The organism is Clostridium drakei, from assembly GCF_000633595.2.
In the GTDB taxonomy this organism is placed as follows: domain Bacteria; phylum Bacillota; class Clostridia; order Clostridiales; family Clostridiaceae; genus Clostridium_AM; species Clostridium_AM drakei.
This window is the reverse complement of sequence record NZ_JIBU02000023.1, coordinates 105718-122613: the sequence shown is the minus strand read 5'-3', so window position 1 is coordinate 122613 and position 16896 is coordinate 105718. Positions and strand designations below refer to the sequence as shown.

Sequence of the window (16896 nt, the reverse complement as noted above, 5' to 3'; positions counted from 1 at the left end):
TTATGAGTTTGCCAAGAGTATGGCTTAATTATGATGAATTTATAGAACAATTTAAATCTGAATTAGAACCATATTTACACAAAGCTTTGGATGATAAGTTAGATATATTTAAAGATTCTTGTGAGATCATGAATGAGATTTATGACCTTTTACCTGAAGATAAGTTTAAAGATATTGCCAGAAAAATTGATGATATAGTCTTTAGCATAAAGTATAAAGGTGAGTTCCATATTCATGGTATTAGGTCAGAGGTTCCACCATTAAAAATTGATTTTGATACCATATGGAAACCCCCAGAAAAAATTACTCTAACAGGTATTCAATTGGATCTTACCGGATGGAAATCACATGATTTATATAGTTTATTAGTTAGACGTAAGAATAAATCTAGATTTCTAATGACTAATGTGCCTTTCAAAGAATCACCTGAACATAAGATTCTGCCCATTGCTTATCCATTTGGATTTGGTAAAAAACATGTTCAGCTAAGTCCTGAGGATGATGTAATATTTAGAATTCACAATAAGAGTGGAAACTCTAGGCAATTATATTGGGATGTAGAGTATTTAACTCTAGGAAATCTTCCATCTTCAGGTTCCACTATATTATTTCTTGATGTTAGTGGAAGTATGTGGGATATACTAGAGAATATGTCCAAACTTATGATGATATTTTTACAGAATTTATATGGTATTGATCCAGTAACTGTATGTTTTGTTTCTGGAATTGGTATGAAATATACCAGAGGCTCTTATTATTTTGTAAGAAAAGATTTTGTTAATAAATATAAAGCCATAGAATATTTATCTGTGTCCTCAAATATACCTCATCAAGGAGGAGGAGACTATGATATTGTCACAGTGCAAAGTGCTATGGACTATAAACTAGACCAATTTGATAATTATATATTTTGTACTGACCAAACCTTAGAAAGTAACCCAGATACTAAATTTATTCAGAAACTTCAAAAATTTTTTCATCAAGATCAAAGTATTTTTTGTCTTCCAGTAAGTAATGGGGATAGAGCTTATTGGGATTTAAAGTATAAGAAATTAAATTTATTTAAACCTATATAAAGGAGGAGATATAGATGGCTGATAATTTATACTATAGTGAAGGAAGTACTTCAGTTAAGGATATTATCAAGACCTTAGTTAATGAGATTACTCAGAAAGCTATAGCAGCATATAAGTGGACTTTGGTATATCCTACTGATTCCTCAACTATAACTGACCATGCAATTGTTTCAACTCATAATCTATATTGTGATAGAACATTCTATACTAAATTTGAAAGAAGTGCAGCTACAATTCCAACATCAGACCAACAAAAACTTATAAACAAGTACAACAATTCCAAGCCATTAACTGATGAACAGTACAAATTAATGGCAAGTTATGTTGAGAGTTTAGATTTTGGAAAAATAAATGCATTTATTAATGGGGTTACCTATTATGAGACTACAGTCTTTAAGAAAGATTCAAGTAGCTTAAATGTTGACGAAACTACCTTTATACAACTTGTGAGAACTATTAGAAATATTACTGATGATTATGAGGTGACTCTAATCTATAAGTATTTAAATGGTATTGCAATGACTCAAGATGAGCAGAATAGATATCAAACATTTAAAGAATCTCATGAACTTACTTCTAATGAAGCTATTGATTGGACTGCTTTGAAGAATAATAGAAAGTTTTACTCTGATAATATTGTGATAATACTTCTAAAGGAGCATTTAGCACCAAACCTATTAAGTACTAGTGACCAAAACTCATTAGCTAGCTATAGGCAGTCAATGGAGTTAACCAATACTGAAATGTTAGCACTATCTCAATTAAAAGCTGGAATGGATAATAGAAACCATATTGAGATTACTATTGGCACAGCTATACAAGATGTACAAGTTATGGAGAATGGCCAACAGATTACTATCAAAGATCTTGTAGAGGAGGAATGTTCATTACCTGCTAGACTAGCATGGTATAAAAATTTAGACTCCAATATTGGAAATTGGCTACCTGTGCAATATTGGATTACCCAGAATGTGGATTCTATAAATCTTGTGTTAAGAGGAGATCCTTCAGCAGATAATTATCCATACAATAATTATTTAACTAGTTATGCATATATTGGAGCTCTTAAGCCTGTGGCAGACTCAGCCTATACAGATGATATATATAACTTCGGTGTTACTACATCATCTGATATAGCGCCTACACTAACACGTAAGTACGGGCCAAGAACAGGAACAGGTGTAACTGATTTTTGTATGGTAGGTAATAAGGTTGGAATGCCTTATCAACCACATTACTCAGGATTTTATACTAGTCATGCTTTCATGGATAAATGTAATTTTGAAGGCAGTAGATGGAATCTAAAGAAACACCAATTTAGTGATGTTACGTTAATACATCCAATAGATATGGAGAGAGGTAAATTACAGAATGTTCTTGTAGGGGATGTTTCTTCTATCTATGATACAGATAGATTATCCTATAAGAAAGATACAGATGATGAAGAGATGTATCGTAAATTTAAAATATCGGCTCCATATTGGCTACTTAATAACTCAGCTAATAATTTGTACTGTGTGGCTATCAGAATACCAATAACTACCTCAGAATAGAGGTGATGTAAATTGATACTGCATACCTCAAATGGATTCGAATATGATTCTGAAGAGCCTAAGAGATTATCCTTTGTTCTAAGGTATGCAGGGGATAACCCTAAGTATAATGCTGCTAGATTAGAATATAAGGCAAAAAGCTTAATTAAGTCCAAAGTTATTTTTAGGTATAAGGAGAATATAACTCATGGATCAGCTGCATTTCTATATAGTAGTAATGTATTTTTGGATAAGTCTAATAGTGAAAGGTATTTAGAATCAGATCCCCCTAAATCAATGGAATTAAATTGTTCTACTAAGATAATTAAAAATCCTAGACCTTCTTTTCAATTGGAAAAAGCAAATACTTCTAGAATGTTAAAACCTCAGCTTAATAATGTTATATGGAAGGATAAATTCTATATGCTAGCATTGGGGTTAAGAAATCTTAAAATTGAGAAATCTAAATTACTTAGAAGATTTATACCACAATTGTGGCTAGAGTCCAATATAGAACTAAAGTCATTTAATTCACATATAACTAGAGAGGATAATATATTCCTTAATAATAGATATGCTCTTTTGGTTAATATTCAAAGTAGCCAGAGTTTAGAATGTTCCAAAATTACAGATATATGGATTAAACAATTCCAAGTTTTAGATAGAAAATATTCCAATGTCCTAAATAAGTCAAATGCCTTGGAATTAGGAATTATCAGTGAAAGATTAATATTTAGAGTCTCAAATCAATTTTTACAGAGCTCAGAATTAAGAGGACTATTTAAATCTTTTAAATTCCTACTTTATAGTGAAAGTTTAAGGTATATGGATAGAGCAAAATGCTTCCTTTGTCTTAATAGAAGTAATATGAAGTATATGAATAGAACTAATATTAAATTTGGCATGAAAAGGAATAATCTAAATTCTTGTAATTTCAGGAGTATAGAAAAATATATGGTCTTTTTCCATTTACATGATATATATAGAAATCAAACTAAATTACTAGGGTGTATTAGTTCTAGATTAATGGATAAATCTAAATTTAGATTACTATCTAAGCCTAATTCCCTTAATATGCTTAAAGCTTTTGAATCTAAAGGACTAAATAGAATTAACTTATTTAGCATATTAAAGAATAGATTTTCTAAACTTTTGAAATATACACCATTAGTATGTATTACCCATACTAAAAATGGAAGGCTTATTTCTCGAGTAAATAAATTTAGAATTAACAAATTTAAGAATATTAAATTCATTAAAAAAGAGAATATCCTTACTATTGGAAAAATAAATCTAGCTAAATTTCTAGGTAGATTTCACCTTACTAGACTATGTAAATTGAAAAATCCTAAAAGTGTAACTAAAAATATATTATTCCCAATATATAAGAAGTTTAACAAAGCACTAAATAAAAATAATTTTAATATATATTGTGATTCACAAAAAGGGATATCCAAGACTAATCCATTTTCTATGGACCTAAATAATAGAATCAATAGTTTAAAGGTAATTAAGAGGTGGTGGGTAGTTCCTAAGGGTAATGATTATGATAGCAAAATACTGCCGCCTGATTATGACTATGAAAATTATCCTCTAATTGGTAGTTATGGATTAGGCTATAAAGGAACATTATCTAAGGATGTGGATACTCAAATAGAAAGTATGAAGCTCAAGTATATTAATGAAAATAATTTAGCTGTTCCATATGATTTTATACCTCAAGTATATAACCAACACCCTAACATTGTGAATCCCTATATGGAGCATGATGATAGAAATGTAGGGTTATATGAGATACCATTAGCTATTAATATCATGATGGAAATGGTTAACCTTGTAGGTCTAATAGTTCACCACCAAGCTTCACAATTGTGCTATTGTACAGGTCAAGAAGCTATGTGGCTTATAATGGAAATGCTGGATGATTGGCTTAATATGGAATCTACAATAGAAGAACTTAATAGACTAGATGTAGAGGAACAATATCATAGAACCTATAGATGGGTTCGTTGGGAAGCTGAAAAAGTGTACTTTGATGATAGAGCTAGTAATAGATTTACTGGTCTAAAAGCTGGAGGTCAATTGTTAGCTAACTTGATTGAGTATATGAAACTTCATCACTTCAACATTGTTCCTATATGGAAAGACCTTAGTAGAATGGATTATTGGAGAAATCAATACAATAGAGATAACACTCTAGGGGATGATATTTCTCTGCAACTTGACAAGATAAAAGGAAAGAGACATTTAAATATTGAAGCTCAGAAATTAGATAGAACCCTCAATGAGAGTATACCTAGTGAAAAATAATTAGAAAGGATGATGTTATATGTCTTCTACACAATATAGTCCAGTTTCACAAAGTGATACAAGCTTTGGTAATCCTAGGCAAAAGACCTGGGCTGTTTTTCATAATGTTTATGGTTGGGCTTTAGAATTACAAACCACTTCTTTTCTTGAAGCTCAAGCTTATGCTAAAGATATTATATACCGAGGTGGAATGTTTGGAGGACCAGATAGAATAATGGTTTGTGAAATAGTACCAATAGACATTGTAATAACTCCTACAGTTTAAGAGGTGATTAGATGATACTTTTAAAAGTGGAGGATGGAAAGAGAGAGGTAGATAATTTCTACCTCACTTCTAGTTTTAGCGATTATGCTGGAAGTTCAACAGTTACTAGAGACCCAGTATTAAACACTATGTCACTTATATCTAATACTAAAATTGAAAGGCTATTTCCCTATGAGGAATTTGTTATTGAGATTAAAAAACAGAATTGGGGAATGTTTAAACCTGGTGATTTTAATGAGTGTTATATTGGAACTGCTAGTAGTAAATGTGGTATTAAAGATGATGCCCAGGGGGAACATCCATATTGGAAGTTACTTAGAGAAGATGGTTATATACAAGTATATAGCTCAGAAGATGGTAAACAATGGAAAAATTCAGGTGGAGATAAAATCACCGAAGCCATAACAAGTCAGGGATTTCAGAAGAAGAGTGATAATCCATTTGTATTAGAGGATTATAGAGTTTATAAGAGATCCCATGTTACTGTATTAAATTTTCCCCAAAATACTATTGCTGTGCTTAAGGATGGGTATGGCAATGAGATTAGAAGGAGGATCTTTGATGAGAATTTACAATGTGAAATCTTTTTGGATTCATGCATGAAAGGCCAATTAATATTTCTAGACCCATCAAACAATGTGATATATACAAGCTCTATTATGGACTTACAATATGGGGACATTTATATCATAAGTCCATATGAATTAGAAATTATATATCATAACAGTCCAGTTTCCAGTCCTACTATGTTGGATAGTTTAAGTGAAGCTATCACAATTAAAAATGTCTCTTCAACTAATGATACTTATTCAAATCTTACCATTAGTACTAAGGATGAGTCTGAAGACTTAATCCAATTAAGTTTTGATGGTAATACATTTACAGATACTTTAGCTCTACCTGAGATTAAACCAAAACAAGAAATAATTGTATATGTGAATATATATAAGTCTATTAATAATCATAATTTCCAAGTAAGAGACTTTCAACTAATCATAGAATAGCGAAAGGAGGTGAGTATATTTGAGTAGATTTTTTAAAATGTCCAATACACCATTGGATGGAAGTGCAGTTATAGATGATGGCAATATATCCACACAAACTACATATAGTAGTTATGAAATCAATGAGCTGATTAATAAATATCTAGCTCCACAATTTAAAGAATATCCTTCAGATATTAGAGCCTCACCCCAAAAGATATTTGAGACACCTGATTCTAGTAAAGGTATTGAGATGTGGGTACTTCGTGAGGGTGTAAAGATGTCTAAGAATGCTGATTATACTGTATTAGACAATACACATATAAGTTTTGTGGAAGATGTATCTGAAAAATACTCAGTAACCATATTAGTCTTTGGTGGGGGGAATACATCGGGTGGAACTACACCAACCCTAAGCTCAGATGAACCATCCATATATGTACAAAGTACCCCAATTATTACATGGAGTATTAATCACAAAAAGAATTTCCAATACCCCAAATTAGACATTGTGGATAATTCCAATCACAGAATAACTGATTCTGTGGATATCCACTATGAGGATTCTGATAACTTAACCATTAGTTCAGAAATCTCATTCATGGGAAAATGTATAATATATTAAAGAGGAGTGTTGTTAATGAGTAAAAATGTATTAGTAAGTTTAAATTTTGGTGGAGTTTCTAAGATAGTGGGATTACCAGTACCAGTAGATAATGGAGATGTTGCTAATAGAGGTTATGTACTATCAGAAATACAGAAGGCAATATCTGGACTAGACTATCAAGCTGATGTATTAGGAATCCAGACAGATGCTACTTTAACTCCAACTACTACACAAGGTGCTAGATATATCTTAACTGATATTACTAAATTGCATGCTAACTTTGGTGTAATCACTGGAGTAGAGAATAATGATATAGTAGAATATAATGGTTCATCATTTGTGGTTGCATATGATGTTTCCGCTAAAGGTCCTGGTGTTCTTGTATTCAATAGGGGTGATAGTCAATTCTACAAGTTCAATACTTCTTGGACTTATGGAGGCTTCTCTACTATTACTAATGGTACTGGTTTAGATAATGTTGGAGGTACCTTCAATGTTAAATATGATGATATTACTATTGGTATAGATGTTAATGGTAAACTTTATGTAAAGGATAAAGCCATTACTAAAGAAAAATTAGGTACTGATGTTGCTGATACTACCAAAGGTATATCACAAAATGGAGATGGCAGTTTAGCAGTTAAATTGTCCTCAGATGCTTCATTGGCATTCGATGATGAAGGTGGACTTAAATTCAATAAGACTGTACTTGGTAAAGTTACAGGAACTATTGGTGATGGTTCAGCTACTTCCATAGATGTGACAAATACTCTTGGAACGAAGGATTTAGATGTTTCAGCGTATGATAGTTCAGACAATAAAGTAGATTGTGGAATACATGTTGCTACTGACAAAATAACATTTACATTTGATACAGTTCCAGCAGCTGATTCAATAAAAGTTGTAGCAATAGGTTAATTAAATGGGGAGATATACTTCCTCTCTTTTAAAGGAGTGATAGCTTTTGAATAAAGTAGTACTTCAAGAAGACTTAGAAAAAGTTGATTTAAAGATTGGGGATTTAGGCAATTTAGATACTAAATTACTAGAAGCTCTTAACACAGAGAGTAAATCGATTGACTGTGTAAATGCCCTAAATGAGGTTTTTCAATGTGGCAATAATGCTAAGTCAGATATAGTTACAGCATTAATTGCCAAAGGTTGCACAAGTGTAACTGTAGATAGTAATTGGCCCGATATAATCACAGCTATTAAGAACTTAACTGTGGGGACATCAAACATAAGACAGCTATTAAAACAAGCTGTTACTGCCAGTTCTTCTAGTCCATATTCTGTGAATATAAACTTGGGTAGAACTGTTGATAATTTATTATTAGCTTTGGCAGTATTAACATTTACTGAAGGAGCTAAAGGGTTAGTTAAGAACATTGATACATTTGACTCTGGAGCTAATTATACATTTGCAGCAGGCTCTCTTAATTTTGATGGAAAGATGTATCCTGCCAATAATATTAATATCTCTTGGATTTCTGATAGTGATGTTGGTATTAATAAGTGTTATGAGGTGGAGATTGATGAGACTCTCTACAAGACCAGAGATGCTATATCCCAAAATGATACTCAAGTTACTATTGGAGTAATTCCAAAGGACCAAGTAATTTTGAGTAAGAATGATATAGACATTTCTGCTATAGTCAATCTAACTGGTATAGTTCTAAACTCTGTTGGGTTTAAATTTGCATTAAGCTTTGATAATGGTACCACATATCAAGTATTTGATGGTACTAGTTGGAAGACTGTAGATGTCAATAATATAGATGATGTGAAAGCTAATTTTATGGCTCAGAGTATTCTAAATGGCTTAACAGCTGCTCAATTAGCAACTGCAAGAAATTCATCAAACTCTCTAAGAATAGCTTATTACTGTAAACAAACCTATTCCACAGACGCTTGCTATGTGGACCAGACAGATGTTAAGTATGATGAGTCTGGAACTTATAGTATAACTCCACAAGCTAATTGGAGTTACAAGTTATTAGATGATAAACAAACACTACAAGTTACTTTCTATGCAAGTGGTGTTTATACTGTGAATTATGTATAAAGGCAGGTGATAATATATGGCAACAATAGGACAACAATTGACCACACCCGAAAGTGGATGGAGAAGATATGATGATTCTAATAGTAACTTTAAATACACTCTTCTTACCAAGCTTTCCGCGGGTTCACTTTACAATGGAGGATATACTGGAACTGGTCCAGGCAGTAATGGAGGTACAGTTTCTTTTGAGTTTTATGGTACAAAGCTAAGAATTATAGGATGTATCTACACAGATAGATCAAACAGAATAGAAATATCCATAGATGGAGTAAAAGAATATTATTCCCAATATGGTTCTATCATTTATCAATCTCTAGATTATGAAAAAATCAATTTAACTAATACTAGGCACAGTGTAGTCATTACAGTAATAAATCCAGGTTCATTTGTATTCGATGCCATTGATATTGACAGTACTGGCTATTTAGTTACTCAAGTAGGACAACAACTTATTTCTCCCGAAATAGGATGGAAAAGATATGACAATATGGATAATAGAATTTTATATACAGGTACGTGGTATATAGATAATAATTCTGCTTTTTACAAAGGTTCTCAGAAATATATTTTTGATACAATATCAAAAGTAACATTTAATTTCTATGGTACTAAATTTAGAATTATATCTTCAATAGACTCAAGTAGTGGTTCTAAAATTCAAATAACCATAGATAATGATATTATAGAAACTTTTAGTGAATCTAATCCAAAGGAATATAAACAAATACTTGTTTATGAAAAAACATCTCTTGAAAATAAACAACATACTGTTACAATAAATAATACTCAAAGTAATTACCTTAGAATAGATGCTATTGATATAGATGATAGTGGCGACTTACTGGGCACAGGAATACAACTTACAGCTCCAGAAACAGGATGGAGAAGATATGATAATGTTGATAGTAGATTTTTATACAATGGGACTTGGGTAGTTCATTCTGTAGGTGAAAGTGGAGGTAGTGGTGTTTGGAGCAGTGATTCCACAGCTAAGATAAGTTTTAAATTTTATGGAACCAAACTAAGAATAATTTGTTGGAAAGCAATGGGTTATGGAATTTGTACTATTAAAATTGATGGAATATCTTATACTTTTGATATTTCTGCAACAACTACAACCTACCAAATAGTTGTATATGAAAATCTTACACTATCAAATGAAATACATCAAGTTGAACTAACTCCTACTCCTGGACAAATAAATTTTGATGCAATAGACATAGATTCAACTGGTTACTTAGTACATCCAACATTAAATCAAGTTTCTAATTTATTAGGTATGGCTGTAGGAGATTGTATTCCATGTAGATACACTGCAAGTACTAGTGGACAAGTAGGCTATTTTTCAGAGCTTGGTACTTGTACTGTAGATGAAATTTCAGTCACAGGAACAGCTACACCAGATGGATTATTTTACTTTGTGAAGACAGCTAAGGGTACTTTAGTAGCTGATAGAGTATTACAAACTAATATTAGTTGGGATGTTTTAAATAGTGCAAAGTTTATAGAGGGAAATATACTCCCTTTTCAACCTACAGATTATGTAGATACTGATATGTTTACTACGGTTGGTTACACAAATGGATATAGTAGTTACTCAAAAGTAATGAAAAATGAAATGAATATAAAGAGTACAGATAATACAAGGAGTTGTATGCAAAATTGGCAATTTTCAGATTATACTACTGGAATAGTAATAAATAAGTTTAGAATATCTGATATAGGGGATAATCTTAACTTCCTAATATCAATTTCACATATGCCTGAGAAGTCATATAATCATTTTAACTTTAGGAAGAACTCTATTAGTTTAGATAGCTTTAATGGAGGTAACCCTGTTTATACTGGGAGTATCATAAATAAAGAAATAGTTATCTTTACTAATTTGTTAACTAGTAAAATTGGTTTAAGTGTGGATGGTCAGTTAGTGTATGTTAATAATCTTGCTACTTTTCCAATTGGCTTCTGGATAGCATATAGCTTACTTGAGTTTAGTTTTTCTACTACTTCAACAAGTTATCAGCATATAAAATTAGACTATTTTTACACAAGTAAGACTTCTGAAAATTATTTTCTAAAGGATTTTCCACATATGATTCGTTCTCTTTCAGGTGGTTATGCTTTTTCAGATGCTAATGGAAATAAATCATTAACTGAGAATAGTAAAGGTGCATGGCCAGTTACAAACGAATGGGATAAATATATTGTGAACTCAGATCTTGGGGGCAAAATAACTTCTGGGGATGATAATATATGGCATACTATTCTACTTTCATCCTGGACAAAAGATACCCCATTAACTGCAACATTTACATCTAAGACTGGAACTTCTGGCAGTATTGATAGTACAAGAAGAATAGTTAGAGCAAATGTCAATAATTCAGTTACTTGGAGTGGAGTTGGTTTTGGCATTTCTTCACAAATAGCAAGCACAGGTGGTTTTAGACCAGTACTTGAATTTATAGAATCAGACTCTAAACAAACTAATTTGTGGTATTAAGGAGATGAGATCTAATGTATAAAGATATTACACCTTATATGACTGGCTATACAACTCCAACTCCATATAGGGTATTTGCAAGTAATATAAGTCCTAGGCAAGACGTAGCCTACCGAGTATTTGGAGCTGGTTCATGGGAACCCTATTGTGGAGAGCCTTCATGGATATGTTTAGTTTTTGATTCCCCAAAACAAGTAACACGTGTTGGAATTTCTACATATTATGCTAATGCTTGTTGTCCTGTTGATTTTAAAATATATGGAAGTGATGATACTACTAATGGAAGTGATGGTACTTGGACTAAACTTGCTTCATATACTGGACAATATTCCTGGTATGGGCAATCTCAACTTAATTATTTTGATTTTAGTAATTCTAAGGGTTATAAGGCCTATAAGATAGATGCCACCAGAGTTAGTAATCAATTATGGTATTGGAAAATTAAATTCTTTGAAGGAGGACTTTTAAACCCTGTAAACAGTCTCTTTGACCTAAAGAATCTTGGAGATTGTATTCCTTGCAGATATACAGCATTAACAGCAGGGCAAGTTGGAACATTCTCAGAGTTAGGAACTTGTACAGCCGCAGAAATACCTGTAACTGGAACAGCAACACCTGATGGAAAGTTCTATCTTATTATGGTGGGTTATGATTCACAAGGTAGAAAGAAATTTATTGCTGATAGAAATATACAGACTGGAATTTCATGGGATAATTTAAATAATGCTGGTTTTATAGAGGGTAACTTAAATAGTGGCTATAAGATACCTACACTTACTGCAGATAACTCAAATGAAGTGGTATTGTCATGTTTATCCTGGCAGACAGGCTATGAGGCTTTTAGAGCTTTTGATAATGACCCTACTACATCTTATGCTAGTGGTAGAAGTAATGCAATAGATGGAGAATTTATTACCATTAATCTTGGTAGTCCAAAGATTATAGACTATATGTCTATGTATTTTAATATTCCAACTGGTGGGGGTATAAGATATGCACCTAGAAGCTTTGATATTCTAGCTAGTGTGGATGGTGTTATTTGGAAGAATTTAGCTTCTTATAGTAATGAGATAAATTGGACTTTAGGAGAAACTAGAACATACCATTTTATTAATACACAGGCATATAAGTACTATAAAATATTATTTCATGCAAATAATGGGGCAAATGTATTAATAATAAATAGTATCCAATTGTATTCCTCTGAGTTTAGTGATAAATTAGTTCGTTGTCTTACAGGAGGCATATCCTCCACAGATAAAGACAATGAGTGGGATAAAATATTAGTAGAATCTAACCTTGGTGGAACTATTACACCTGGAGATAATAATATTTGGCATTGGAGTGGGGCATATAGCTTAACTTCAACAACACCCATTAATGGTATTATAGTAGGTGGGTCAACCTCTAATAATACTCATAGGGTTTTAAGAGGAAACTCAATGGTAGATTTCTTTAGCTTTGTTGCTACGAATGATACCCGATTATCCTATGGAAACTTTAGACCAGTAATGCTTGTGGAAGATACTAGTGCTTCAGTAGTCACAGTTACTAAATTTATGTTACAACAAGGCACAAATATCTTTGACATAAATCCAGCTAATTACTCTACACCACCCACTAAAATAGCTGAATTACATGTGGTAGAGTCATTAACAGATGCTACTATTGAACAATCAGGAGGTGGTTGGGATGATGTAGTAAACTATTTGAGCCTATTTAAGGGTACCAAATATAAAACACTAAAATTTGTACGTAATGAGTAGATCCTATCAAGGGTCTTTTTATTTTGTAAATAGGAGATGAATTTATGATAATAACTTATGATTTCTATATTAATAAAACTTTGTAATATAGCTGATAAAGTTATTGTTATAACTAATTAAAGATATAAAAAATATTAAAGCTAAAGAGTCTTATGCTACTTAATAACAGAAGACTCTTTAATTGATTTGTAGACCTTAAAAGTTTTAAGAAAGAGCTAATTCGTCACTTATAAAATCTTCACACTTTTTATTGTTGAACAAATCTAAAAGTTTAGTTATAGTTAGAGATTTCTTTTCTTCACCACTTATATCTAAGATTATTTCTCCGCCGTGAAGCATTATTAGTCTATTTCCTATATCTATAGCGTGATTTAAATTATGTGTTATCATAAGGGTAGTTATATTTTTTTCAGCTATAGTTTTTTTAGTTAATTCTATTATAGTTTCCGAGGTTTTTGGATCTAAGGCTGCAGTATGCTCATCTAATAATAATAAATCAGGATTCGATATGTTGGATATAAGCAAAGATAAAGCCTGCCTTTGACCACCAGATAATAAACCAACCTTTGTATTTATATTATTTTCAAGTCCTAAAGAAAGATTAGATAATATCTCTTTAAAAAAACTTATATTTTTCTTAGAAACACCAGAGCTTAGACCAAATTTTTTACCTTTATTATAAGCCATAGACAAATTTTCTAATATGGTCATAGAGGGAGAAGTACCTAAAGCAGGATTTTGAAATACTCTACCAATAAATTTTGTCCTTTTATGCTCAGGAAGTCTGGAAATATCCATTCCATTTAAATTAATAGAACCACTATCTGGCAGCAATGAACCAGATATTAAATTCAAAAGTGAGGATTTACCAGCTCCGTTGCTTCCTACAATAGTGATAAAATCTCCCTTATTTATGTGGAAGTTTAAATTTTTAAATACTGTTTTTTCATTTACTGTATCTTTATTGAAAACTTTTTGCAGATTTTTTATTTGAAGCAATTTTTACACCTCCTGGAGTAAAAATTTTTAAAGCTTTAAAACCTAAATTTAATTTTTTGCCATTTAAAGATAAAGCGATAACAACAATTATGCAGGTTATAAGCTTTAAATCTGTTGGAGGTAAGCCTAATTTTAAAGCAAGAGATAAACTAGCCTTGTATAATATTGATCCTAAAATTGCAGTGGTTGTTGGAAGTAAAAAGTGAGCTTTTTTAAAAACAGATTCGCCAAGTATAACTGAAGCCAAACCCATTACTATAATTCCAGTACCCATACCTACATCAGAAAATCTCTGATATTGAGCCATCATAGAACCTGATATTGCAACCAAACCATTTGAAAGCATAAGACCTATTATTTTAATAGTTCCTATATCGATACCTAAAGAAGTTACCATTTGAGGGTTATCTCCTGTGGCCTTTAATACAAAACCAAGTTTAGTTTTTAAAAATAAATCCAATGCAACTTTAGTTAAAATAGCAAATATAAAAATTATAATTACTGGAGAAATTCTGCTGGAAAAGATAGTGTTTTGTGAGAATAATGGAATATTTGCTTTACCCATTATTCTTAAATTTATAGAATAAAGACCTATCATCACTAAAATACCTGAAAGTAGGTTAGTTATTTTAAGTTTAACATGAAGTATTCCCGTAACCCCTCCAGCTAGACAACCTACTATAAAAGCTAAAATTAATGATGTAAAAGGATTTATACCTTTTAGTAGGGAAGAGGCAGTAACTGCCGCCCCTAAAGCAAAGGTTCCATCCACTGATAGATCTGGAAAATCCAATATTTTATAAGTTATATAAACTCCAATAGCCATTATTGAAAATATAAAACCTTGTTCCAATATGTTTATAATGAACCCATCCATTACTTAGCACCACCTTTAACCAGTTCTGCCTTTGATTTTAAATCTTCTGGAATAGTGATACCAAGTTTTTGAGCTGTATTTTCATTTATTGTGAGTTTTGTTTCCTTTAAAGTTTGTACAGGCATATCAGCAGGTTTTTTTCCATTAATAATGTCAACTGCCATGAGTCCTGTTTGGAAACCAAGTTTGTAGAAATCTATACCTTCAGTGGCAAGAGCACCAGCTTCTACATGAGCTTTTTCAGAACCTATTAAAGGTATCTTTTTTTCAATACATTTTGAACTAATAATAGACATTGATGATGCCACTAAATTATCTGTTGGTGTATATAAAACATCAACTTTAGAGAGTAAAGAATTTAAAGCTTGAGATATATCATTAGAGCTAGTAATACCCACAGCAACTATCTCTAAATTCATTTTTGATGCTTGTTCCTTCGCTGCTTTTACTTGAAATTCAGAATTTGCTTCACTAGTGTTATATAATATACCTATCTTTTTACAATTAGGTACTAATTTTTTTATTAATTCAAATTGTTTATCAATAGGCGATGCATCACTGGTTCCTGTGACATTTGTGCCAGGCTTATCCATAGACTTTACAAGTCCAGAATTCACAGGATCAGTTACAGCAGTTATAAGTATAGGAATATCCTTTGTACTGTTATAAGCTGCTTGTGCTGCAGGTGTTGCTATTGCTAATATTAAATCTTTTTTGTTTGAAACGAAATTACTTGCAATGGTTTGAGCTGTTGGTATATCACCTTGAGCATTTTGAAAATCAATTTTGATTTTATCTCCATCCTTATAACCTTTAGAACTAAGAGCATCTATAAAGCCCTTACGAGTTGAATCCAAAGCTGGATGTTCTACAAGTTGACTTATACCAATGTTTACCATCTTATTAGATTTGTTTTCACTTTTACTATTGTTTGAAGAGCACCCTGTAAAAACAGAGACACCTAGAAATAGTGCGCAAGTTGCACACAATAATTTTTTTGCTACCATACTACCATCCTCCTAAAATATTAAGTTATAAAAATAAAAGCTAATTTTACAATTAAATATAGCTTTATTAAACAAAAATACTACCATACCACAATAAATACCACAAAATATATTATTTATACTATGAATTTATTACTAAATTTGTTACAAACATTTTGTAACAAAACTTAGTAAATAATTATAAAGACGATTATTAAAAATAATCATATATTAAATCTTTTTAAATGTCAATAAGTTATTTTGAAATTAGAATATTCAAAATAATTTTAAAAAATACAATGATAATGGTTTTTGAAAACAAAAAATCAGTTAATATATATCTGGTATAGATCGATGTGCAAGACCTATAGTAACTTCATTTAAATGTAGTAATCCTATACTCAAAAATATACATACACTTAAATGTTCACCTGATCTTGCTATACCTATTTTCCCTCCTACATTTAATCCGTTAGCTTTAGGTGCAAGTTCACATAAAGCTTCCTTAGTGGCACCAGCTACAGCACCATCATGTACATGGCAGTCTTTTATAAGACCACTTCTTTTAGAAGCTACTAGAGCTCTTTCAATTATTTTGGTAGTAAATTGGGAAAAATCACCACCTATATCTACTGCAGTAACAAGTATTCCTTTTTCTTTAAAAGCTTCCACAAGCTTATCTTCGCTAGATCTTGATGATATAGCCATTTTTATAGAAGCTTTAGCTACTATTGTACTTTTATGATCCATAGATATCAATCCTCCTAATTTTATATTTAAATTTTAAAATCAATTTACCAATTTTTATATGAAGTATACCATAATTACAGGTTAAAGTACATAAGGCAAAGCTTTGATTTTTAACTAGTAGTATGAAGTTTGCCTATATTATTCCATGATAAAATGGTAAAATTAAAAGAAATAGATGAT

General features: G+C 31.4%; 14 protein-coding genes. 10 read left to right on the top strand and 4 right to left on the bottom strand.

Annotated features, from left to right (window positions below; genetic code table 11):
- The first annotated feature begins 2 nt into the window (after window positions 1-2).
- From EG57_RS0212360 to EG57_RS0212315, 10 genes are read left to right on the top strand one after another with little or no spacing between them, the layout of a single operon-like run.
- Window positions 3-1076: a hypothetical protein gene (locus EG57_RS0212360; protein ID WP_032077521.1), complete on the top strand. Its 1074-nt coding sequence runs from the start codon at window positions 3-5 to the stop codon at window positions 1074-1076.
- 14 nt (window positions 1077-1090) lie between these two features.
- Window positions 1091-2629: a hypothetical protein gene (locus EG57_RS0212355; RefSeq protein WP_032077520.1), complete on the top strand. Its 1539-nt coding sequence runs from the start codon at window positions 1091-1093 to the stop codon at window positions 2627-2629.
- A 12-nt stretch (window positions 2630-2641) separates the two neighbouring features.
- Window positions 2642-4918: a hypothetical protein gene (locus EG57_RS0212350; RefSeq protein WP_032077519.1), complete on the top strand. Its 2277-nt coding sequence runs from the start codon at window positions 2642-2644 to the stop codon at window positions 4916-4918.
- Window positions 4919-4937: 19 nt separating this feature from the next.
- Window positions 4938-5183: a hypothetical protein gene (locus EG57_RS0212345; protein WP_032077518.1), complete on the top strand. Its 246-nt coding sequence runs from the start codon at window positions 4938-4940 to the stop codon at window positions 5181-5183.
- An 11-nt stretch (window positions 5184-5194) separates the two neighbouring features.
- The gene (locus tag EG57_RS0212340; RefSeq protein ID WP_032077517.1) at window positions 5195-6187 is read left to right on the top strand and encodes a hypothetical protein; all 993 of its coding nucleotides are present in this window, start codon (window positions 5195-5197) and stop codon (window positions 6185-6187) included.
- Between the two features lie 19 nt (window positions 6188-6206).
- Window positions 6207-6791 carry a hypothetical protein gene (locus tag EG57_RS0212335; protein ID WP_032077516.1) on the top strand — a complete coding sequence of 195 codons (585 nt, stop codon included), beginning with the start codon at window positions 6207-6209 and terminating at the stop codon, window positions 6789-6791.
- 15 nt (window positions 6792-6806) lie between these two features.
- Complete coding sequence (locus EG57_RS0212330) at window positions 6807-7691, top strand: hypothetical protein (protein ID WP_032077515.1); 885 nt, start codon at window positions 6807-6809, stop codon at window positions 7689-7691.
- A gap of 46 nt (window positions 7692-7737) precedes the next feature.
- The gene (locus tag EG57_RS0212325; protein WP_032077514.1) at window positions 7738-8838 is read left to right on the top strand and encodes a hypothetical protein; all 1101 of its coding nucleotides are present in this window, start codon (window positions 7738-7740) and stop codon (window positions 8836-8838) included.
- A 16-nt stretch (window positions 8839-8854) separates the two neighbouring features.
- Window positions 8855-11338 carry a hypothetical protein gene (locus EG57_RS0212320; RefSeq protein ID WP_032077513.1) on the top strand — a complete coding sequence of 828 codons (2484 nt, stop codon included), beginning with the start codon at window positions 8855-8857 and terminating at the stop codon, window positions 11336-11338.
- A 14-nt stretch (window positions 11339-11352) separates the two neighbouring features.
- Window positions 11353-13104, top strand: coding sequence for a discoidin domain-containing protein (locus EG57_RS0212315; RefSeq protein WP_032077512.1), 1752 nt, complete (start codon window positions 11353-11355; stop codon window positions 13102-13104).
- Window positions 13105-13308: 204 nt separating this feature from the next.
- Here EG57_RS0212315 and EG57_RS0212310 read toward each other — a convergent pair whose 3' ends face one another.
- The 4 genes from EG57_RS0212310 to EG57_RS0212295 form a co-directional block, all read right to left on the bottom strand.
- Window positions 13309-14103 (bottom strand): ABC transporter ATP-binding protein, encoded by a 795-nt coding sequence (locus EG57_RS0212310; protein WP_032077511.1) that lies wholly within the window; start codon window positions 14101-14103, stop codon window positions 13309-13311.
- Entirely contained in the window at window positions 14066-14980 is a 915-nt protein-coding gene (locus EG57_RS0212305; protein ID WP_032077510.1) for an ABC transporter permease, read from the bottom strand. Before EG57_RS0212305 ends, EG57_RS0212310 begins: the two co-directional genes overlap by 38 nt.
- Entirely contained in the window at window positions 14980-15987 is a 1008-nt protein-coding gene (locus tag EG57_RS0212300; protein WP_032077509.1) for an ABC transporter substrate-binding protein, read from the bottom strand. The genes EG57_RS0212305 and EG57_RS0212300 overlap by 1 nt, the downstream gene beginning before the upstream one ends.
- 309 nt (window positions 15988-16296) lie before the next feature.
- Window positions 16297-16716 carry a HutP family protein gene (locus EG57_RS0212295; RefSeq protein ID WP_032077508.1) on the bottom strand — a complete coding sequence of 140 codons (420 nt, stop codon included), beginning with the start codon at window positions 16714-16716 and terminating at the stop codon, window positions 16297-16299.
- Between the last annotated feature and the right edge of the window lie 180 nt (window positions 16717-16896).

Excerpts from the sequence above, each read along its gene's own strand:
- EG57_RS0212360 (WP_032077521.1), top strand. The coding sequence starts at position 3 with ATGAGTTTGCCAAGAGTATGGCTTAATTATGATGAATTTATAGAACAA.
- EG57_RS0212355 (WP_032077520.1), top strand. The coding sequence starts at position 1,091 with ATGGCTGATAATTTATACTATAGTGAAGGAAGTACTTCAGTTAAGGAT.
- EG57_RS0212345 (WP_032077518.1), top strand. The coding sequence starts at position 4,938 with ATGTCTTCTACACAATATAGTCCAGTTTCACAAAGTGATACAAGCTTT.
- EG57_RS0212340 (WP_032077517.1), top strand. The coding sequence starts at position 5,195 with ATGATACTTTTAAAAGTGGAGGATGGAAAGAGAGAGGTAGATAATTTC.
- EG57_RS0212330 (WP_032077515.1), top strand. The coding sequence starts at position 6,807 with ATGAGTAAAAATGTATTAGTAAGTTTAAATTTTGGTGGAGTTTCTAAG.
- EG57_RS0212320 (WP_032077513.1), top strand. The coding sequence starts at position 8,855 with ATGGCAACAATAGGACAACAATTGACCACACCCGAAAGTGGATGGAGA.
- EG57_RS0212315 (WP_032077512.1), top strand. The coding sequence starts at position 11,353 with ATGTATAAAGATATTACACCTTATATGACTGGCTATACAACTCCAACT.
- EG57_RS0212305 (WP_032077510.1), bottom strand. The coding sequence starts at position 14,980 with ATGGATGGGTTCATTATAAACATATTGGAACAAGGTTTTATATTTTCA.
- EG57_RS0212300 (WP_032077509.1), bottom strand. The coding sequence starts at position 15,987 with ATGGTAGCAAAAAAATTATTGTGTGCAACTTGCGCACTATTTCTAGGT.
- EG57_RS0212295 (WP_032077508.1), bottom strand. The coding sequence starts at position 16,716 with ATGGATCATAAAAGTACAATAGTAGCTAAAGCTTCTATAAAAATGGCT.